The organism is Reyranella sp. GW821-FHT12G01, from assembly GCF_058806575.1.
The window spans coordinates 2,838,741-2,857,555 of sequence record NZ_JBXAPV010000001.1; the positions used below are offsets into that span (position 1 = coordinate 2,838,741).

Annotated in this window: 19 protein-coding genes; 5 read left to right on the top strand and 14 right to left on the bottom strand. The window is 66.5% G+C overall.

The genetic code is table 11. The features are described 5' to 3' along the window. Positions 1–2: 2 nt before the first annotated feature. Positions 3–749 carry an SDR family NAD(P)-dependent oxidoreductase gene (locus AC1RP5_RS13720; RefSeq protein WP_493111338.1) on the top strand — a complete coding sequence of 249 codons (747 nt, stop codon included), beginning with the start codon at positions 3–5 and terminating at the stop codon, positions 747–749. 28 nt (positions 750–777) lie between these two features. Here AC1RP5_RS13720 and AC1RP5_RS13725 read toward each other — a convergent pair whose 3' ends face one another. From AC1RP5_RS13725 to AC1RP5_RS13755, 7 genes are all read right to left on the bottom strand, one after another. Beyond that, positions 778–2,574 carry a hypothetical protein gene (locus AC1RP5_RS13725; protein ID WP_493111339.1) on the bottom strand — a complete coding sequence of 599 codons (1,797 nt, stop codon included), beginning with the start codon at positions 2,572–2,574 and terminating at the stop codon, positions 778–780. Positions 2,575–2,701: 127 nt separating this feature from the next. Then, positions 2,702–4,978, bottom strand: a complete 2,277-nt coding sequence (locus AC1RP5_RS13730; protein ID WP_493111340.1) for a xanthine dehydrogenase family protein molybdopterin-binding subunit — start codon at positions 4,976–4,978, stop codon at positions 2,702–2,704. Continuing rightward, entirely contained in the window at positions 4,975–5,451 is a 477-nt protein-coding gene (locus AC1RP5_RS13735; protein ID WP_493111342.1) for a (2Fe-2S)-binding protein, read from the bottom strand. The genes AC1RP5_RS13730 and AC1RP5_RS13735 overlap by 4 nt, the downstream gene beginning before the upstream one ends. Before the next feature lie 4 nt (positions 5,452–5,455). Then, complete coding sequence (locus AC1RP5_RS13740; protein ID WP_493111343.1) at positions 5,456–6,322, bottom strand: FAD binding domain-containing protein; 867 nt, start codon at positions 6,320–6,322, stop codon at positions 5,456–5,458. A 230-nt stretch (positions 6,323–6,552) separates the two neighbouring features. Then, entirely contained in the window at positions 6,553–7,992 is a 1,440-nt protein-coding gene (der, locus tag AC1RP5_RS13745) for a ribosome biogenesis GTPase Der (RefSeq protein WP_493111345.1), read from the bottom strand. Further along, positions 7,979–9,316 carry an outer membrane protein assembly factor BamB family protein gene (locus AC1RP5_RS13750; RefSeq protein ID WP_493111346.1) on the bottom strand — a complete coding sequence of 446 codons (1,338 nt, stop codon included), beginning with the start codon at positions 9,314–9,316 and terminating at the stop codon, positions 7,979–7,981. The genes der and AC1RP5_RS13750 overlap by 14 nt, the downstream gene beginning before the upstream one ends. Before the next feature lie 5 nt (positions 9,317–9,321). Next, the gene (locus AC1RP5_RS13755) at positions 9,322–9,969 is read right to left on the bottom strand and encodes a tetratricopeptide repeat protein (protein ID WP_493111347.1); all 648 of its coding nucleotides are present in this window, start codon (positions 9,967–9,969) and stop codon (positions 9,322–9,324) included. Positions 9,970–10,132: 163 nt separating this feature from the next. Here AC1RP5_RS13755 and AC1RP5_RS13760 point away from each other — a divergent pair, with 163 nt between their 5' ends. Beyond that, entirely contained in the window at positions 10,133–10,468 is a 336-nt protein-coding gene (locus tag AC1RP5_RS13760) for a DUF2794 domain-containing protein (RefSeq protein ID WP_493111349.1), read from the top strand. Between the two features lie 2 nt (positions 10,469–10,470). On the opposite strand, the gene AC1RP5_RS13765 is transcribed toward AC1RP5_RS13760, so the two are convergent. Continuing rightward, positions 10,471–10,686, bottom strand: coding sequence for a YMGG-like glycine zipper-containing protein (locus AC1RP5_RS13765; protein ID WP_493111350.1), 216 nt, complete (start codon positions 10,684–10,686; stop codon positions 10,471–10,473). Positions 10,687–10,855: 169 nt separating this feature from the next. Here AC1RP5_RS13765 and AC1RP5_RS13770 point away from each other — a divergent pair, with 169 nt between their 5' ends. Then, complete coding sequence (locus AC1RP5_RS13770) at positions 10,856–11,827, top strand: homocysteine S-methyltransferase family protein (protein WP_493111352.1); 972 nt, start codon at positions 10,856–10,858, stop codon at positions 11,825–11,827. Here AC1RP5_RS13770 and AC1RP5_RS13775 read toward each other — a convergent pair. Both AC1RP5_RS13775 and AC1RP5_RS13780 read right to left on the bottom strand, forming a co-directional pair. Further along, positions 11,824–12,165: an ArsC family reductase gene (locus tag AC1RP5_RS13775; protein WP_493111354.1), complete on the bottom strand. Its 342-nt coding sequence runs from the start codon at positions 12,163–12,165 to the stop codon at positions 11,824–11,826. The two genes, AC1RP5_RS13770 and AC1RP5_RS13775, sit on opposite strands and share 4 nt — an antisense overlap. Positions 12,166–12,182: 17 nt before the next feature. Further along, the gene (locus AC1RP5_RS13780) at positions 12,183–13,766 is read right to left on the bottom strand and encodes an ABC transporter substrate-binding protein (RefSeq protein ID WP_493111355.1); all 1,584 of its coding nucleotides are present in this window, start codon (positions 13,764–13,766) and stop codon (positions 12,183–12,185) included. Between the two features lie 110 nt (positions 13,767–13,876). Here AC1RP5_RS13780 and AC1RP5_RS13785 point away from each other — a divergent pair, with 110 nt between their 5' ends. Then, positions 13,877–14,260, top strand: a complete 384-nt coding sequence (locus AC1RP5_RS13785) for a hypothetical protein (RefSeq protein ID WP_493111357.1) — start codon at positions 13,877–13,879, stop codon at positions 14,258–14,260. Here the strand turns inward: AC1RP5_RS13785 and AC1RP5_RS13790 are convergent, their stop codons facing one another. From AC1RP5_RS13790 to cysG, 4 genes are read right to left on the bottom strand one after another with little or no spacing between them, the layout of a single operon-like run. Further along, on the bottom strand, positions 14,261–14,704 hold the full coding sequence (locus tag AC1RP5_RS13790; RefSeq protein WP_493111359.1) for a DUF934 domain-containing protein: 444 nt from the start codon (positions 14,702–14,704) through the stop codon (positions 14,261–14,263). Then, positions 14,691–16,364: a nitrite/sulfite reductase gene (locus AC1RP5_RS13795; protein ID WP_493111361.1), complete on the bottom strand. Its 1,674-nt coding sequence runs from the start codon at positions 16,362–16,364 to the stop codon at positions 14,691–14,693. The genes AC1RP5_RS13790 and AC1RP5_RS13795 overlap by 14 nt, the downstream gene beginning before the upstream one ends. After that, positions 16,357–16,671, bottom strand: a complete 315-nt coding sequence (locus tag AC1RP5_RS13800) for a DUF2849 domain-containing protein (RefSeq protein ID WP_493111363.1) — start codon at positions 16,669–16,671, stop codon at positions 16,357–16,359. Before AC1RP5_RS13800 ends, AC1RP5_RS13795 begins: the two co-directional genes overlap by 8 nt. Then, complete coding sequence (gene cysG, locus AC1RP5_RS13805) at positions 16,671–18,005, bottom strand: siroheme synthase CysG (RefSeq protein WP_493111365.1); 1,335 nt, start codon at positions 18,003–18,005, stop codon at positions 16,671–16,673. Before cysG ends, AC1RP5_RS13800 begins: the two co-directional genes overlap by 1 nt. A gap of 320 nt (positions 18,006–18,325) precedes the next feature. Between cysG and AC1RP5_RS13810 the strand changes: the two genes are divergently transcribed. Beyond that, complete coding sequence (locus AC1RP5_RS13810) at positions 18,326–18,778, top strand: Hsp20 family protein (RefSeq protein ID WP_068194117.1); 453 nt, start codon at positions 18,326–18,328, stop codon at positions 18,776–18,778. Positions 18,779–18,815 lie beyond the last annotated feature (37 nt).

Sequence of the window (18,815 nt, forward strand, 5' to 3'; positions counted from 1 at the left end):
CCATGACCGAAGCTGCCGTCGGCCGTCTCGCCGGGCGCATCGCGCTGATCACCGGCGCCTCGCGCGGCCTCGGCGCTGCAGCGGCGCTCGCCTACGCGGCCGAGGGCGCGCACTGCGTGCTGGTCGCTCGCACCGTCGGCGGTCTCGAGGAGGTCGACGACAAGATCAAGGCGATCGGCGGCTCGGCGACCCTGGTGCCGCTCGACATCACCGACGGCCCCGGCATCGACCGGCTGGGCCAGGCGCTGTACGAGCGCTTCGGCCGCCTCGACGTGCTGCTGGGCAATGCCGGCATCCTGGGCACGCTGTCGCCGATGGGCCATTTCGAACCCAAGGTGTTCGAGCAGGTGCTCGCGGTGAACGTCACCGCCAACTGGCGCCTGATCCGTTCGATGGACCCGCTGCTGCGCCGCTCCGACGCCGGTCGCGCGATCTTCGTCACGTCGGGCGCTTCGCGTCGCATCCTGCCCTACTGGGGCGCCTACGCCACCAGCAAGGCCGCGCTCGACATGATGGTCGGCATCTATGCCGCCGAGGTCGCGCACACGCCGCTGAAGGTGAACCTCTTCAACCCCGGCCCGACCCGCACCTTCATGCGCCGCGAGGCCTTCCCGGGCGAGGACGAGGCCCAGCAGACGCCGCCCGAGGCGCACGGCGAAGCGCTGATCCAGCTCGCGATGCCATCGTGCACGATGAACGGCGAATGGATCGCCGGCGACGAAGCGCTGGTGGCGCAAACCCGCCAGTAGGTCGGTCGCGGCGAGCGGCGACGCCCGTTCAGCCGCCTTTGAGAACCGGCCGCGGCTGGCTCGCCGCCCGCAGGTTCACCGCGGTTATCACCTTGTCGATGCATTGCTTGGCGTTGGTGACGTAGACCATCTTGTCGTAGTCGCCGCGTGGCGTTGCCGGCCGGCAGGCCTGATAGATCTTCTGCTCTTCCGGGACGCCCGTCCTCGCGAGCGCGCGGTCGATCCGCGAGAGGAAACTCTCCAGCGGATCGCCACCCGACACCCATCCCAGATAGTCCGAAGAGGATCCCAGCGCATACAGAACGTCGATGACCGACGGCTGCTTTTCGGCATGCTCGACGCGGTCGAGATAGGCGATCGCCACATTGATCCGCGGCGCATACCAGTCGGGTGCCAGATCGGCCGCCTGCTGGTATCGGCTGGCCGCATCCTCGAACTTGTGCAGGGCGCGCAGGGTATTGCCCCAATGCGTCAGGAGAACCGCCGTGGGCTCGTATCTCGCGGCTGCCTCGTAACTCTGGTTCGAGCGTTGCAGCAGCGCGATTTCACCGGCGTCCTTCTTGTCGGCGACGGTCACCAGTCCCTTCTGCGTGCGCTGGTGGGCCTTGATCATCCAGAGGCGATAGTAGAGCTGCCCTTCGAAGCCCTTCACCAGCGCATGCAGCTCCGGCGTGCGGTTCGCGGGGATCTTCTTCAGGTTTTCCTCGGCATCCTTGAACGTCGCCCCGGCCAGGTAGAGTTGATACTGCATCGGCGAGCCGGGATCGCTCTGCCACTTCATCGTCGTCGTGGCTTCGTGGATCAGCGTCCCTTTCATCACATAGGCTTCGAACAGGGTCGCCACGGCGCTGGGCGCGTTGTTGAGCTCGATCGTTGCGCCAGTGAAGCGGCCGATCGCCTGATCGAGTTCGCTGAGCTGGTCTTCGCGATCGATGCCGGCCAGCGCGATCGCGCGCGCCATATGGACCCGGCCGTAGACATAGGAGACCCAGGGCCGATCGTCGGGCCGGCCGCGATCAAGCGCCTTGGCGATCAGCGACCGCGTGCGGTCGAAGCCGCACGCCACCCGGCGCTTCTTGAGGCGGCGCATCTCCTGCGTCGTCTCGTCCTCGTCGGCCCGCTTCTCCGCATCGAGGTCCTTGCACTGTTCCTTCTCGATATTGAAGACGTAGGACGCGGCGACCTTCGGGTCGACGAAAGTCATCACCTCGAGCGCGACGCATTCGAGAAGGCGGTCCATGCCGCTGGCGTCGGCATAGGACTCGCACGAGGCACGCCCCGCCGGATCGCCGACGACGTAGACCGAGGCGGCCAGGGCGGGAGACGTCCGCCGCGATACGACCGATGCCTGGATGGTCGTGCGCGACTTGCCGAACAGCGAGGCGACCTCGCGCATGCCCGCGCGCATGGTGAACGGTACGCCGGGAATCTGGAGATCGATGGGGCTCGATGAATGGTCGACGTAAAGCTTTCTCCACTCGGTGGCGCCGCTGCGCTGGATGGCGTCGAGGTGCTTGGCCAGGCTCTGCGCCGCCAGTTCCGGCGTCATGGCCTCTTTGAGATCGAGCAGTTCGACGATGACCGGATCGATGGCGAGCGCCTGCTTGCGCGTCTCGCGGATGACCAGAATGGTGACGATGGAGACAGCGACGATCACCACCACCGAGACGGCGATCTTGCGCACGACATCGAGCCACTTCGCGAGGCCTTCAAAGGCCTGGAATGCGGTCGGACGCGGCTTCAGATTCGAAGAGGAAGCTGTCGGCGGCGACGGCGGAGTCGGACCGCCCGACGCACCTCCCCCGGTGTCGGCATCTGTCGGCATTCTGTCCCCCAAAAAGCCAGACGGCTCATTGTAGGACCAGCTTTCGACCAGCCGCCACGCCCCGAAAATGCAGAGCTAAACGCGGTTTGCAGTGCAGGCGGCCGCCCCTCGACGACCGCCGTCCATGCTATTCGGCGGCCGCAAGCTCCATCGCCGCCAGCACCTTCGGCGGCGACATCGGCAGGCTGTAGAAGCGCCGGCCGAGCGCGTCGTAGATGGCATTCGAAACAGCAGCCAGCGGCGGTACCAGCGGCACCTCGCCGACGCCGCGAACGCCCTGCGGGTGCTTGGGGTTCGGGATCTCGAGGATCACCGAATCGAGCATGGGCAGGTCCGAACAGACGGGCATGCGATAGTCGAGGAAGCTCGGGTTATCGAGCTTGCCGTCCTTGTTGAAGATGTACTCCTCACTCAGCGCCCAGCCGATGCCCTGCGCGGCGCCGCCCTGGATCTGGCCCTCGACGTAGCTCGGATGGATGGCGCGGCCGACGTCCTGGAAGGCCGTGTAGCGCAGCACACGCACGATGCCGAGATCGGGATCGACCTCGACGTCGCAGACATGCGTGGCGAATCCGCCTTCGGCACCCGTCGTGTTGAGCTGCTGGCCGGCGCCGATCGGGCCGCCGGTGGCGCTTGCCTGTGCCGCGATCTGGCCGAGGCTGAGCGGCTCGAACTTGCCGGCATTGTCGCCGGCCGGACGGGCCTCGCCGTTCTCCCAGACGACCGCGTCGGGATCGATCTTCCAGATCTTGGCGGCCCGCTCGCGAAGCTGGGTGATCACCCGCTCCGTCGAGTGAGTCACGACCATGGCCGAGGCGTAGGTCACGCGGCTGCCGCCGGTCAGGTTGCTGAAGCCGATGACGCTGGTGTCGCCGATCAGCACCGAGACCTTCTTGTAGTCGATGCCCAAAAGCTCGGCGGTGATGTTGGCCGTCGAGGCGCGGGAGCCGCCGATGTCGGGATGGCCGGTGATCACGACGACGGTGCCGTCCTCGTTGATATTCACCTGTGCGCTCGATTCGCCGCCGGCGTTGAACCAGAAGCCGGAGGCGACGCCGCGGCCATACAGCATGCCCTTCCCGGCCTTGGGCAGCGGCGTTGTATAGTGCGCGTGCTTCTTCGCCTCTTCGATCGTCTCGACAAAGCCGATGCGCGGGAAGACCGGGCCGTGCGCGGCTTTGGTACCCTGCTTCGCGGCGTTCTTCAGGCGGAAATCGAGCGGATCCAGCTTCAGCGCTTCGGCCAGCTCATCCATGACGCATTCGACGCCATAGGCGCCGATCGGGGCGCCCGGCGCGCGATAGGCCGCGACCTTCGAGCGGTTGGACACCACGTCGTAGCCGAACGAATGAACGTTCGGGATGTCGTAGGGCGCGAAGGCGCAGCCGGCCGCGCCGCGAATGGGCGAGCCCGGCAGTGCGCCAGCCTGCAGGCAGAAGGTGCCTTGTGCGGCCAGCAGCTTGCCGTCCTTGGTCGCGCCCAGCTTGACCTTGCTGTAGGAGCCCGAGGTCGGACCCGAGGCGTGGAACACCTCGCCGCGCGTCATCGTCATCTTCACCGGACGGCCGGACTTCTTGGCGAGGATCAGCGCCAGCGGCTCGAGGTAGATGATGGTCTTGCCGCCGAAGCCGCCACCGATCTCGGCGGGGATGGCGCGGATGTCGTTCTGCGGGAGGCCCGTCAGATAGGCGCACATGGCGCGGACCATGAACTGGCCCTGGCTCGAGCTCCAGATCGTGGCCTTGCCGTCGGAGACGCTGACCAGGCAGGCATGCGGCTCGATGTAGCCTTGGTGCACCGGCTGGGTTCGGAAGCTGCGCTCGATGACGACGTCGGCCCTGGCGAAGCCTTCGCCGATGTCGCCCAGCTTGTGCTCCAGGGTGCCCGCGATGTTCGAGGGCTTGTCCTTGAACTTGATGAAGTCGTGCAGGATCGGTGCGTCGGGCTTCATCGCCTCCTCGACGTCGATCACGAAGGGCAGCACCTCGTACTCGACCTCGATCAGCTTGCAGGCTTCCGCCGCGATCTTCTCCGACATCGCCGCGACCGCCGCGACCGGATGACCGGCAAACAGCGCCTTCTCGCGCGCCATGACGTTGCGGCACATCCAGCGCATGTCCTGAATGCCCAGCATCACGGACTTATCGAGCGGGAAGTTCACGATGTCCTTGGCCGTCATCACGGCCTTCACGCCGGGATAGGCCTCGGCCTTACTGGTATCGATCGACTTGATGCGCGCATGCGGATGCGGGCTGCGCAGCACCTTGCCCCAGATCATGCCGGGCATGGTCGTGTCAGCGGCATAGGCCGCACGACCCGTTACCTTGTCGGCGCCGTCGGGACGGACCGTGCGCTTGCCGATCCACTTGTTGTCGTTGGCGGTGTCGGGAGAGTTGGTGCTCATCGTGCGGCCCTCATGTCGGCGGCGGTATCCATCACGGCGCGGATGATCTTGTCGTAGCCCGTGCAGCGGCACAGGTTTCCGGCCAGCCAGAAGCGAACCTCGTGCTCGGTCGGATCGGGATTCTTTTCCAGCAAGGCGCGCGCGGCCATCAGCACGCCCGGCGTGCAGATGCCGCACTGGAGAGCGGCGGACTCGAGGAACTTCTGCTGCAGCGGATGCAGCTCCTCGCCGGCCATGCCCTCGATGGTACCGATCTTCTGGCCCTCGGCCTCGGCCGCCAGCATCAGGCACGAGCAGACGATGCGGCCGTTCACGGTGATGGTACAGGCGCCGCAGTCGCCGGTGCCGCAGCCTTCCTTAGCGCCGGTCAGGCCGAGCGGCCCGCGCAGCACGTCGAGCATGCTCTGCTCGGCATCGCAGAGGTATTCCTGCGGTTCGCCGTTGATCGTGGTGGTGACGTGGAGCTTGGCCATGGTCTTACTTTCCTCCCGCGCGTTCGGCGGCGATGAGTGCGGTGCGCTTCAGCAGGACGCCGGCGACCTTGGTGCGGTAGGCGATGGTGCCGCGCTTGTCGTCGATCGGGCGGCAGGCGGCACTGCAGGCGGCCGCAGCCTTGGCCAGAGCCGCCTCATCGAGCTTCGAGCCGATCAGCGCCTTCGCAGCCTCCTCGACCAGCAGGACGGTCGGCGCGACGGCGCCCAGGCCGACACGCGCGGCGGTGCAGGTTCCCTTGTCGAGCGTCAGGCTGACGCCGCAGCCCACGACGGCGATGTCCATCTCAGTGCGAGGGATCATGCGCAGGTAGGCGTCGCTCGATCCCTTCGCGCGCGGCGGCAGGTTGAAGCAAACGACGATCTCGCCGGCTTCGAGATTGAGGCGGCCCGGCCCTTTCGGCACCTTCTCGACGGGAAGCTCGCGACGGCCATTCGGCCCCTGGATGACGACGATGGCGCCGGCCGCGACCATGGCGGGCACGCTGTCGCCGGCGGGCGAGCCGTTGCACAGGTTGCCGCCGGCCGTGGCGCGGCCCTGCACCTGGGTGGAGCCGATCAGGTTGGCGGCCTCGACGACACCCGGCCAGACCTTGCTGAGCCTGGGATGCTCGCGCAGCACCATCCCCGAGACGGCGGCGCCGACCCGGAAGCCTCCGTCTTTCGTCTCCTCGATCGAGGTCAGTTCGCCGATCTTCTTGATGTCGATGATCGTGCCGGGCGTGACGACCCCGTTGCGCATCTGGACCAGCAGGTCGGTGCCGCCGGCCAGGATCCGGCCGGAGCCTGCGGCCGCGGCGAATGCCCGAACCGCTTCATCGAGCGTTTTCGGCGCTACGTACTGAACGTCCATCGTTCTACCCTTTCATCCCGTCGGCGGCTGCGGTGCAGCTCGTTATTTCGACTTTGTTGGAATTAAACCTAGGGCAGCAGGTCGCCTTGGGGCAAGGCGCGTCTCTTCTGTCGGCCGCAATGCGGCCGACAGAGGGGTCAGAGGCTTCCTGCGATCGCTCTTTCTTCGGCGCTCTCGGACATTGCCGGGGGCAATGTCCTGACGCTCCCTGGGCTGAGCTCCGCTCAGCCCTACCGCTGCGGCTTGCGACGGCCTTCGTAGGGGTTCTTCGGCTTGCGCATGCTGAGCCGGATCGGCACGCCGGGCATGTCGAAATCGTCCCGCAGGCGGTTCGTCAGGAAGCGCAGATAGTCATTACCCAGCTCTTCCGGCTGGCTGACCGACAGGATGAACGTCGGCGGCCGGCGCTTGATCTGGGTCATGAAGCGCAGGCGGATGCGGCGGCCGTTGCTGGCGAGCGGCGGCGGATGCAGCGTCTCCATCTCGCGCAGCCAGCGATTGAGCTTGGGCGTCGGCACCCGCTTGTTCCAGATCTCGTAGGTCTCGAACACCTTGGGCATCAAGCGATCGATGCCGCGGCCGGTCAGCGCCGAGAAGCCGACGATGGCCGCGTCCTTCACCTGGGAGAACGACATCTCCAGCCGGTCGCGCAGCTTGCGCCACTGCTTGGAAGAGTTCGATTGGTCGTCGGCCAGCAGATCGGTCTTGTTGACCGCGATCACCAGCGCGCGACCTTCCTCGATCACCCAGCCGGCGATGTTGAGGTCCTGCTTCTCGGCCATGTCGGCCGCGTCGAGCACGACCACCGCCACGTCGGCGAGCCGGATCGTGTCGAGCGTATCGGCCACCGAGGCAGCCTCGAGTTTGGCCTCGATGCGGCTACGGCGACGCATGCCGGCCGTATCGACCAGGCGCACCGGGCGCCCCTTCCACTCCCATTCGACCCGGATCGAGTCGCGGGTGATGCCAGCCTCCGGGCCGGTCAGGACGCGTTCCTCGCCGACCAGGCGGTTGAGGAGTGTGGACTTGCCGACATTGGGACGGCCGACGATGGCCAGCAGCAGCGGCCGGCCTGCGGGCAATTCGGCCAGGTCCGGGTCGTCGCCTTCGCTGGCGGCGGCCACCTCGTCCTCGTCGGGCATCGGCTCGATGTGACGGCCGAGCGCTTCGTGCAAATCGCTCAGGCCCTCGCCATGCTCGGCCGAAACCGGGATCGGCTCGCCGAGACCCAAGCCATGCGCTTCGGCCAAGCCCTGCTGGCCCGCCCGGCCCTCGCACTTGTTGGCAACCAGGATCACCTTCGCCGACCGCTTGCGCAGCCAGCTCGCAAAACTCTGGTCGAGCGGCAGGACGCCGGCGCGGGCGTCGATCAGGAAGAGGACGACGTCCGAGCCTTCGATCGCGCGCTCGGTGAAGCGGCGCATGCGCGCCTCGAGCGCCTCGCCACCCGCGGTTTCCCAGCCCGCCGTGTCGAGCAGCATGAAGGCGAGGTCGCCGAGCTGCGCGGGCTGCTCGCGCACGTCACGCGTGACGCCGGGCGTGTCGTCGACGATCGCGCGCCGACGGCCTGCCAGGCGATTGAACAGCGTGGACTTGCCGACGTTGGGACGACCGACGATGGCGACCCGGCGCAGGCCCTGGGGCGCGGGGCGTTCTTCAGCGGAGGGCAACGAGTCGCCCGGAATCTGTCAGCACATAAATGGTCCGGTTGGCGATGACGGGACCGAGGCGCACGCGGTCGCGCACGTCGATCTTGCCGAGCACTTCGCCGGTATAGGGCGAGACGGCCAGCAGATCGCCCAACGAACTCGTCAGCAGCAGGCGGTCACCCGCCAGCACCGGCCCGCCCCACAGGACCGGCGTGCGGCGCTTGGCATCCTCGTACTGCGTCAGCGGCGTCACCCAGCGCACCTTGCCGGTGTCGCGGACCATGGCCACGACATCGGCATTGCCGGTCATCACGAACAGGAAGCGGCCGGCCGTCCACGGCGTCTGGCTGCCGCCGATGTTGCGGTCCCATTGGCGCTGGCCCGAGCGCAGCTCGATGCCGGCGATCTGTCCGGCCGATCCCATCGCGATCACCAGGCCGCGATCGATCACGGGACGGCCGCGAATGTCGGCCAGGTTGCCGAAGGCGCGAAGGTCGGCGCGGGCGCCGATCAGCGATTCGTTCCAGACGGGACGGCCATTGTCGATGCGCAGCGCAACGACTTCGCCCGAGGTGAACGGCGCCACGACGAAGTCGCCGGAGCCGGCCGGGCTGTTGCCGCCGACATAACCCGACGTCTCCTGCAGGCCGGAGAACTGCCAGAGGTCCGAGCCGTCCGAGGCGGCCAGCGCGTGCAGCTTGTTGTCGATGGCGATGACGAAGACCCGGTCGCCGAACACCAGCGGCGAACCACGCACCGGTGCGCTGACGCTCGAATTCCAGTCTTCCTTGCCGGTGGCCGGGTCGAGCGAATAGACGACGGCGAAGCCGGTCGTCACGAACAGCTTGCCGCCGTAATAGGCAAGACCGCCGCCGAATTCGTCGGAGTCGCGCGCCTTCTCGGGCGACAGCGTGACACGCCAGAGAAGCGCGCCGGTGTCGGCGTTGAAGGCCGAGACCGTGCCCTGCGCATCCTTGGCGAACACCTTGCCCTCGGCGACGACCGGCGGCGTGGTGAGGATGCGCGTCGAGCTGCTGCCCGAGCCGACATCGGCGGTCCAGATGATCTGCGGCGAGTCGCCGATCGCCAGGTTGTGCATGGCGTTGTTGGCGAAGCCGCCGGACTGCGGCCACGACTCGTTGACCGTCGGCGGCGGCAACACGACCTGCATGTTGGCGACGTCGCTGTCGGGTTCGAGATCCTTCCGGTCGCCGAGCACGGAAATGCGCTCGCCCGGAATCGGCGTCTTCCTCTTGTCGAAGAAATCGCAGCTCGAGAGGGACGCCACCATGACGACGGCGGCGAGGAGGAAACGGAGATCGGCCACGCGCAACACGCTCGACATCGAAACTACTTCGCCTCCGTGCCGCCGTAGAGATTGAGCATTGCCGTGACGCGCTGCGAGGTACCCTGCGGCACCGCGGGATCCTTGGCGATCTCGTTCCACAATTCCTTTGCGCGCTTGGTGTCGCCCTTGCGGACCACCAGCATCGCCTGCAACTCGCGCACGCTGAGCCGGAACGGACGGCCGGGGCCGGCCAGCGGCTCGAGCTTCGCCACCATCTCCTCGGCCTTCGGCGTGTCTATGCTCTTGAAGGCCGCGATCACCACGGCGAGGTCGCTGAGCTCGGACGCCGAGAGCTTGGGTGCCACGGCCGTCAATGCGGTCGCCTGCTCTTCCAGCGTGGGCAGGAGCTGCGCGGCGGCGAGTGCGGCGAGCGACCGGTACGGCTGCATGGCGTTCGCGGCCTGCTTTTCCAGCTCGACGCGGGCGGCCGCCGGATCGGTTGCGATCTGGGCCAGTGCCGCGGAGTAGGTAGCGCTGGCCGCGGCGCGCTGCGCCTGGTCGTACTGGCGCCAGCCGACGAAACCCGTGACGGCGACCACGACAACGACGGCGCCGGCCACCACCCAGGTGCCGTAGCGGCTCCACCACTCCTTCATCTCGTCCTTGCGGACGGCCTCGTCGATCTCATGGAACGCGGCGGAGTCGGACACGTAGTGCTCCCGGAATATCGCGGAATATCAACAACCTGAGCGGCGGTTCATAGCCCCCCACCCATGCTTTGGCAAACAACGGAATGGGGCTGGAAGGACGCTTTACCCCCACCGGCGGTTCTGCAAGTATTCACACCACTGACATGTTCGAAGTCATGGCGGCATGAACAACCTGTACCGTTTGGCCGATCAGCGGGCCCGGCGCCGTATTGTCTCATTCGACAAGCGCGAACTGTCGCGGCTTCTCGGCGTCTACAGCATGCGTGTGGCTTCCGGCGAATGGCGCGACTACGCCATCGATTTCCGGCCGGGCATGGCGATCTTCTCGATCTTCCGCCACACCGCCGAGCAACCGCTCTACGCCATCGCCAAGGTCCCGGGCGGCGGCAGCGGCTCCAGCTACATGGTCTACAACGGCCCGCGCAAACTGGCGCACGGAGACACGCTCGAAGACGTGCTGCGCGTCTTCGAGCGTAAGCTCAAGCTTCTGCTGGGATAGTGCTACTTCTTCGGCGTGGTGGCAGCGCCGATGCCGGCGCCGACCGCCGTGCCGACCAGCACGGGCGCGACCAGCGGCCAACCCGCAATCGCGCCCACCGCGAGACCCGTGCCCGCGCCAATGGCGCCGCCGGTCACGGCGCGTTCACCCCAGGTGTCGCCGCAGGCGGAAACCGACATGGCGAGGGGCAGAAGAAGGGCAACAGTAGCGATTTTCATTTTCGGACCTCGAATAAAGAGGGGGACAGCCATAACGGCCGACAGCAATCAATTATCTTGCCCGTAAAAGGCTTTATGAGCCGACTCTCTGATATTTCTCCCAATGTGTCAATTATACAGTATAATATCTTGATAAATAACGATTATTTAAATTCAGGAGCGCCACGAGATGAAGATGAGCGCCAAGTATCGCCACGGCCTGCCCCAGGGTGATGGCGGCCTCTTCCTGACCGACGGCGGCATCGAGACCTGCCTGATCTTCCACGACGGACTCGACCTGCCCCTCTTCGCGGCCTTTCCCCTCCTCCGCGAAGCCGAGGGGCGGCGGAAGCTGATCCGGTATTACGAGCGCTACATCGAGATCGCGCGCGCCCACGGCATGGGCTTCATTCTCGAGAGCCCCACCTGGCGGGCCAGCGCTGACTGGGGCGCCCAGCTCGGGTACTCCACGGCCGACACCGCCGCGGCCAATGCGGAGGCAATCCGGCTGATGCATGACCTGCGCGAGGCCCACGAGACCCCGGCCTCACCGATGGTGATCAGCGGCTGCATCGGCCCGCGCGGCGACGGCTATGTCCCCGGCGAGGCCATGACGGAGGGTGCTGCCGAGGCTTATCACGCCCTGCAGATCGACGCCTTTGCCGAGGCCGGCGCCGACATGGTGACGGCCATCACCATGACCAACACCCCGGAAGCGATCGGCCTGGCACGCGCGGCCCTGCGAGCCGGCATGCCCGTGGCGCTGTCCTTCACCGTCGAGACCGACGGCCGCCTGCCGGCCGGACAGACGTTGGCCGAGGCGATCGGGCTCGTCGACGCCGCGACCGCGAACGGGCCGGCCTACTACATGATCAACTGCGCCCACCCCACCCACTTCCAGGACGTGATGGGTTCGGGCCAGGGCTGGACGGGGCGCATCCGGGGGCTGCGCGCCAACGCCTCGCGGCGCAGCCACCAGGAACTGAACGACGCGCCCGATCTCGATGCCGGCGATCCGGTCGAACTCGGCGATCAGTATCGTGCGTTCGTCGAGGCCCATCCGCAGATGAACGTGCTGGGCGGGTGCTGTGGTACCGACCACCGCCACGTCGAGTGCATCGCCCTCGCCTGCACGTCAGTGCGCGCGGGAAAGACGGGCTAGGCCAAAGTCTCGTACTGATCGGGCTTGAAGCCGACCAGCAGCTTGGCCCCGGCTTCGAGCACCGGCCGCTTGATCATCGAGGGCTGGGCTATCATCAGCGCGATCGCCTTGGCCTCGGTCAATCCTTCCTTGTCGCTGTCGGGCAGCTTGCGGAAGGTCGTGCCGGAGCGATTCAGCAGCACTTCCCAGCCGACCTTGCGGGCCCAGCTTTCGAGACGGCCGCGGTCGACGCCGGCCGTCTTGTAGTCGTGGAAGTCGTAGGCGACGCCCTTCTTGTCGAGCCAGGCGCGCGCCTTCTTCATCGTGTCGCAGTTCTTGATGCCGTAGATCGTGGTCATGCCCCACGATCCCGAAGTCAGGGCTGCACGTCCAGTCCCTTGTAGAGGGCCGCGCTGTAGATGCCGTGCGAGCGCACGTTCTTGATGCTCTTCTTGGCGACCAGGAAGAGCCTGGAATGCGCCGCCGGAATCATCAGCGCCTCGTCGTGCATGCGCCGCTGGATCTCCTTGAAGAATTTCTCACGGTCGGCGTCGTTGGTCGCGGTGCGCCCGGCGTCGAGGATGCGGTCGGTCTCGGCATCGTTCCACATCATGCGGTTGGGCACCGGTCGGTTCTTGGAGTGATAGTAGAGATACATCTGGTCACCGGCCGAGGTGTAGGGCACCGAGAGCGTCCAGATGTCGTAATCCTGCTGGGCGATCTTCTGGAAGAAGACCGTGGGATCCCAGGTCTGGATCTTGATGTCGACGCCAACCGTGCGCGCGGCGCCCTGCAGCACTTCCGACAGTTTCGGGTTCTGCCCCACCGTGTAGGAGTACATCAGCAGCTCGAGCTTCTTGCCGTCCTTGTGGCGGAAGCCGTCGGGTCCCATCTTCCAGCCCGCCTCGTCGAGCAGCTTCTTCGACTTCTCCGGATCGCGCTTGGTCAGCACGTCGAGCGTCGCGGGTTCGAAGTCGAGCGCCTTGGGATGGACGAGCGACCGCGCCGTCTCCGCCTGGCCGAAGAAGATCGCCTTGTTGATCTCCTCGCGGTCGACGAGATGGGCGAGCGCCTGGCGAACCCGCTTGTCTTGCAGGTTCTCACGCGTGCTCTTCAGGCCCCAGTAGTACATCGCAAAGTCGGCGGTCGGCTCGTAGACGGCGAGGTTGGGCGCCTTCTTGAAGCTCTCGATCGCCTGCAGCGGATTCCAGTGGCAGAAATCGGCCTGCCCCGAGAGCATGGTGGCGATGCGTGTCGTCTCCTCCGGCACGATGCGCCAGATCATCTTCTCGTACTTCACCGGCCCCTTGTTGGCGTAGACGCCGGTCGGTCCCCATTTGTAGGCATCGTGGCGCTTCAGCACGAGTTCCTTGCGCGGCTGCCAGCTTTCCCAGCACAGCGGCCCGGTGCCGTCGAAGCCCTTGACGCCGAAGTCGGCGCCGAGCGCCTCGACATTGTCCTTGTTGATGATGGTCGCCGCGAAGTTCGCGAGATCGACCAGCAGCTCGGAGTGCGGCCGCTTCAGCTTGTAGACGAGCGTGTGGGGATCGGGCGCGGTCAGGCTATCGATCTCGCCCAGTCGCCAATAGAAAGGCCAGCGCGCCGAAGGATCGGCCAGTCGGGTGAAGGAGTAGATCACGTCGTCGGCGGTGAACTTCTTGCCGCCGCAGAAGGTGACGTCGTCGCGTAATGCGAACGTGTAGGTGAGCCGGTCGTCGGAGATCGTCCACGACTTGGCCAGCAGCGGATGGACGCTCTTCAGGTCCCAATCGAGCGCGACCAGCGTGTCGCCCATCATGAACATGGGATGGCCCATGCCGCTCGACGTGTTGTTGTGCGGGTCGTACTTCGGTGCATCCTGCGAACGAATGTTCACGAAGATTTGCGCGGAGGCCGGCATCGCGAGCGCGCACCAACCCAGCGCGAGCGCCAGCGCGGCGCCCGTTGCTCCCTTGATCATGTCGCTTCCTCCCGCCGGTGTATCCCCGGCTATTGGAGGAAGCCTATCCGGGGTTGCAGGAACCGCCAAGCGGCTCGACGACCGCCACCGGGTTCGCGTAAAATCCGCCCATGCCCATCGAGTACACGATCGACCACGAAAAGCGCTTCATCCACGCCCGGGTGCTGGGCGTCATTGCGCTCAAGGATATTGAGGATTTCACCGATATCGTCGTGGCTCAGAACGCCCTCACCTACCGCAAGCTGTTCGACGGCAGCCGGGGCGACGGCACCTATACCGATGAGGACGTCATGGCGCTGGCTGCCCGGGCGACGGCCTATGCGAGCCTGGCCAACCGCGGCCCCCTGGCGCTGGTCCCGAGGCCCGGGCTCGGCGCGGAACTGGCCAAGCGATACGTCAATCTCGGCAAGTTCACCGGACAGGCGCAGATTTTCGACACCACCGAGGAAGCCCAGAAGTGGCTCGACTCCCAGCCGGATGGCAGCGACGCCTGATCAGGACGCCGCGACGCTGCCGTGTTCGAGCCGGCGCAGCGACGCCGGCACCTGGTCGTCCTCGGCGGGCTGATAGACAACGCTGAACAGAGTCCGCGCCTTCGCGAGGGCATCGCCGAATCCCTTCTGCTCACTCTCGAAGGAATCGAAACCGCAGCGCAGCATGAACGCGATCTGGTCCTGCAGCACGCCGCCGGTCGCCCGCAGCTCACCGCGATAGCCCATGCGGCCGCGCAGCAGGCGGGCCTGGCTATAGGCCCGGCCGTCGCTGAACTTGGGGAAGTTGAGGACGATCAGGCGCAGGCGGCCAACATGCGGCGCGAGGTCCTCGACCGGATCGGTGTTTGACAGGGACACGGCCGGCCATTCGGGCCGCGACTGCCATTCGCTGAACGGCAGGGCGACATAGGAGGCCGGCAGTCCCGCTTCGCTAAACAGTGCCATAGACTCTCTCCTTGAAAGGCTGGGCGCCGATGCGCCGGTAAGTGTCGACGAAACGTTCGCCGTCCTGGCGAGCGTCGAGATAAGTGCCGACCAGGTCGTCGACCGCTTCGACCACCTTGTCCGCGGTCACAGCCGGCCCGAGGATCGTGCCGATCGCCGTCTTGCCGAAGTCGACGTCGCCACCGAGGCTGATCTGGTAGAGCTCGACGCCGTTCTTATCGACGCCGAGGATGCCGATGTGGCCGACATGGTGATGGCCGCAGGCGTTGATGCAGCCCGAGATCTTGATCTTCAGGTCGCCGATATCGTGCTGACGCGCGAGGCTCGCGAAATGGTTGGAAATGCGCTGCGCCACCGGAATCGAGCGCGCATTGGCCAGCGCGCAATAGTCGAGCCCCGGGCAGGCGATGATGTCGGTGATCTTGCCGACATTGGCCTCGGCGAAGCCCAGCGCCTGCAGCGAACGATAGACCTGCGGCAGGTCCTCGACCGCGACATGCGGGAAAATCAGGTTCTGCTCGTGGCTGACCCGCAGCTCTGCCTGGCTATAGGCTTCGGCGATATCGGCGACGCCATCCATCTGGGTGGCGCTGGCATCTCCCGGCGGCGCGCCGGCGGGCTTCAGTGAGGCCGTCACGATGGCGTAGCCCGGCACGCGATGCGGCGCGACGTTGGACTTGAGCCAAAGGGCGAAATCCGGATCGCTCAGGCGCTGGGCCTCGACCAGCCCCGAAACGGCAGGCCGTGCCGACAACTCGGGCGGCGCGAACTGGCGCGCGATCGCCTCGATGGTCTCGGCCGAGAGTGTGAGCGCGCCGTCGCGCATCGCGGCGTACTCGGCCTCGACCTCCTCGCGCATCTTCTCGGCGCCGACCTCATGCACCAGGATCTTGATGCGTGCCTTGTATAGGTTATCGCGGCGTCCGTAGCGATTGTAGACGCGCAAGGTCGCCTCGAGATAGGCGAGCAGCTCGTTCTTCGGCAGGAACTCGCGCAGCGTCTTGCCGATCATCGGCGTGCGGCCAAGACCGCCGCCCACGATCACCTCGAAGCCGACCTCGCCCTGCTCGTTGCGCCACAGGCGCAGACCGATGTCGTGCACGCGCACGGCGGCGCGATCGTTGGGTGAGCCGGTGATGGCGATCTTGAACTTGCGCGGCAGGAAGGTGAATTCGGGATGCAGGGTCGACCACTGGCGCACGATCTCGGCCCAGATGCGGGGATCCTCGATCTCATCGATGGCGGCGCCGGCATAGTGGTCGGCCGTCACGTTGCGAATGCAGTTCCCCGACGTCTGCATCGCATGCATGTCGACTTCGGCAAGCGCCGCCAGCGCGTCCGGCGCGTCCTCGAGCTTGATCCAGTTGAGCTGGAGGTTCTGGCGCGTCGTGAAGTGGCCGTAGCCGCGATCGTACTTGCGCGAGATGTCGGCGAGCTTGCGCAACTGGCGCGACGACAGCGTGCCATAGGGAATAGCGATCCGCAGCATGTAGGCGTGGAGCTGCAGGTAGAGGCCGTTGTGCAGGCGCAACGGCTTGAACTGCTCCTCGGTCAGTTCGCCGGCCAGACGGCGGCGCACCTGGTCGCGGAACTGATCGACCCGCTCGGAGACGAGCGTGCGGTCGTAGTTGTCGTAATGATAGAAATGGGTATCAGGCATAACGCACCGCGTCGGCGGCAATGGCGTCGAAGGTGAGGCCCGAAGCGCGGATCTTCTCGCGCAGCGACAACGGCTCGAGCGTGCCGTGATCGTCCTCGGCCACCGCGACCAGGAACGGATCGACCACTGTGAAGGATTCGGCGCGCGCACGATCCAGCAGGATCTCCGAATTACGCTTGTCGCGGGCAACGGCGGCCCTCTCCAGCCGGTCGGTCCACTGCCCCGCCTCGTCGAGCCAGACGACCATGCCGTCGGCCAGTCGATTGGCGGAAGCGACCTGCAGGTCACCGCTGAGATTCTTGGCCATCAGGACACCTTTGCGAGGGGCAGGCTCTGCGCGACCGCATAGGCCGCGACATCGCCCACGATGATCAGGCTGGGACCGCCGCCGGCCTGGGCGGCAAGCCGCGTCAGATCTGCGAGCGGTCCCGTGGAAACTGTCTGGTCCGGGCGCGTGCCGTTCTCGATGACGGCGACGGGGGTCGAGGGAGCCGCCCCGGCGGCCAGAAGCTGGTCGCGGACCGAAGGCGCTTCCGTCGCGCCCATGTAGATCGCGAGCGTATGGCCCTGCGCGGCAAGTGCCGGCCACGCGGCCTGCTTGCCGCCGACGGCGCTGTGGCCGCTGACGAAGGTCACCGCCGAGGCGTGCTCGCGGTGAGTGAGCGGAATGCCGGCGGATGCCGCGCAGCCCAGGGCCGCCGTAATGCCCGGCACGATCGTGTAGGCAAGGCCCGCCGCGCGCAGCGCATCGACTTCCTCGCCGCCACGCCCGAAGACGAAGGGGTCGCCCGCCTTCAGGCGGACCACGGTCTGCCCGGCCCATACCCGGCGCACCAGTTCGGCATCGATGTCGGCCTGGGCCCAGCTCGGACGACCCTTCCGCTTGCCGACGGAAACGACCTCCGCGTCGCGACGCGCCCGAGCCAGCACTTCCGGCGGCACGAGGCTGTCGTGAAGGATGGCGTCGGCCTCCTGCAGCAACTGCGCAGCCTTCAGGGTCAGCAGATCAGGATCGCCCGGCCCCGCTCCCACGATGTGGGCGATGCCGGCCGGCGCCTTGTGCCGCCGCGCTGCATCGAGATCACCCAGAACGACACGACGCGCGCCCGCTTCGTCGCCCGCGAGGGCAAGGCGCGCCGCCGGCCCTTCGACCAGACGACGGAAGAACGCCCGGCGGCGGGCAGGTTCGGCGATCAGCGCATTGACCTGCGTACGGAACGTGGCCGCCAGCCGCGCAAGCACGCCCAACCGCTGCGGCAACGCCGCCTCGATCCGCCCGCGCAGGACGGTCGCCAAGGTCGGTGACGCACCACCGGTCGAGATCGCCACCACCACGCCGTCGCGATCGACGATCGCCGGCATGATGAAGTCGCAGAGAGCCGGCCGGTCCGCCACGTTGACGGGAACGCCAGCCGCCTTGGCTTGCCGGTAGACGGCTGTATCGGACTCTTCGCCGGACGTCGCCACGAAGGCGGCAACGGCGCCACGGAAATCCTCGACCGCGACCGACGGGCCGGTCAGCCGGTGGACATCGGCCCCAGCCGAAGCGGCCAGGTTGGCGCGAAGGTCGGCCTTGGGCCCTTCGCCCACCACGACGACCTTGCGGCCGGCGAGGTCGAAGAAGAGCGGCAGGTGTTTCACGACACGGCCACGCGCAGTGCGACGTTGAGCGCAAGCATGCCGACCGCCTGGGAGATCGACAGGACCCAAAGGGAAGTCTCGGACTTGGGAAGGAATTTGGACATGCTGGTACCCGCCTTTGATCTGGCGATTCCTCGCATATCCGCCACGAAGTGAATTTCCGAAGGTTGTTCCGGAGGGAGCAATTCCTGCCGTTCAAGAGGCGCGGAAGGAAATTTTTAACGCCCTTGAAGGTCCCTCTTCCCTCCCCAAATCAGCGTCGTTCCCCGCGCCCATCCGGGGCGGGGACGTCCAACATCGCTCAAGAGAGGATGACCAACATGCGTACTGTCGACTATTCCCCGTTCTATCGCGCCACCGTCGGCTTCGACCGGGTCTTCGACCTGCTCGACTCGGTGGCCAGCCAATCCGGCGCCAACGGCTACCCCCCGTACAATATCGAGAAGGCCGGCGATAACGCCTACCGGATCGTGATGGCGGTTGCGGGCTTCGCCGAAGCCGAGCTGAACGTGACCCAGAAGGAGAACGAGCTCCTGGTCACCGGCCAGGCCGCGCCGACCGAAGGCCAGGACGAGAAGCAGTATCTCTATCGTGGCATTGCCGGCCGCAACTTCGAGCGCCGCTTCCAGCTCGCCGACCATGTGAAGGTCACGGGTGCGAAGCTCGCCAACGGCCTGCTTACGATCGAGCTGCAGCGCGAGATCCCGGAGGAGAAGAAGCCCCGCGCGATCCCCGTCCAGGCCGGCAACGGCCAGGCCGCTCTCACTCACTAAGTAGGTAGCAGCCTACTGTCTCGAAGGGGCGTCGCGG

What these genes read in the sequence shown, in the direction of transcription:
- AC1RP5_RS13720 (WP_493111338.1), top strand. Translation starts at nt 3, where the DNA reads ATGACCGAAGCTGCCGTCGGCCGTCTCGCCGGGCGCATCGCGCTGATC.
- AC1RP5_RS13725 (WP_493111339.1), bottom strand. Translation starts at nt 2,574, where the DNA reads ATGCCGACAGATGCCGACACCGGGGGAGGTGCGTCGGGCGGTCCGACT.
- AC1RP5_RS13730 (WP_493111340.1), bottom strand. Translation starts at nt 4,978, where the DNA reads ATGAGCACCAACTCTCCCGACACCGCCAACGACAACAAGTGGATCGGC.
- AC1RP5_RS13735 (WP_493111342.1), bottom strand. Translation starts at nt 5,451, where the DNA reads ATGGCCAAGCTCCACGTCACCACCACGATCAACGGCGAACCGCAGGAA.
- AC1RP5_RS13740 (WP_493111343.1), bottom strand. Translation starts at nt 6,322, where the DNA reads ATGGACGTTCAGTACGTAGCGCCGAAAACGCTCGATGAAGCGGTTCGG.
- AC1RP5_RS13750 (WP_493111346.1), bottom strand. Translation starts at nt 9,316, where the DNA reads ATGTCGAGCGTGTTGCGCGTGGCCGATCTCCGTTTCCTCCTCGCCGCC.
- AC1RP5_RS13760 (WP_493111349.1), top strand. Translation starts at nt 10,133, where the DNA reads ATGAACAACCTGTACCGTTTGGCCGATCAGCGGGCCCGGCGCCGTATT.
- AC1RP5_RS13765 (WP_493111350.1), bottom strand. Translation starts at nt 10,686, where the DNA reads ATGAAAATCGCTACTGTTGCCCTTCTTCTGCCCCTCGCCATGTCGGTT.
- AC1RP5_RS13770 (WP_493111352.1), top strand. Translation starts at nt 10,856, where the DNA reads ATGAAGATGAGCGCCAAGTATCGCCACGGCCTGCCCCAGGGTGATGGC.
- AC1RP5_RS13775 (WP_493111354.1), bottom strand. Translation starts at nt 12,165, where the DNA reads ATGACCACGATCTACGGCATCAAGAACTGCGACACGATGAAGAAGGCG.
- AC1RP5_RS13780 (WP_493111355.1), bottom strand. Translation starts at nt 13,766, where the DNA reads ATGATCAAGGGAGCAACGGGCGCCGCGCTGGCGCTCGCGCTGGGTTGG.
- AC1RP5_RS13785 (WP_493111357.1), top strand. Translation starts at nt 13,877, where the DNA reads ATGCCCATCGAGTACACGATCGACCACGAAAAGCGCTTCATCCACGCC.
- AC1RP5_RS13790 (WP_493111359.1), bottom strand. Translation starts at nt 14,704, where the DNA reads ATGGCACTGTTTAGCGAAGCGGGACTGCCGGCCTCCTATGTCGCCCTG.
- AC1RP5_RS13795 (WP_493111361.1), bottom strand. Translation starts at nt 16,364, where the DNA reads ATGCCTGATACCCATTTCTATCATTACGACAACTACGACCGCACGCTC.
- AC1RP5_RS13800 (WP_493111363.1), bottom strand. Translation starts at nt 16,671, where the DNA reads ATGGCCAAGAATCTCAGCGGTGACCTGCAGGTCGCTTCCGCCAATCGA.
- AC1RP5_RS13810 (WP_068194117.1), top strand. Translation starts at nt 18,326, where the DNA reads ATGCGTACTGTCGACTATTCCCCGTTCTATCGCGCCACCGTCGGCTTC.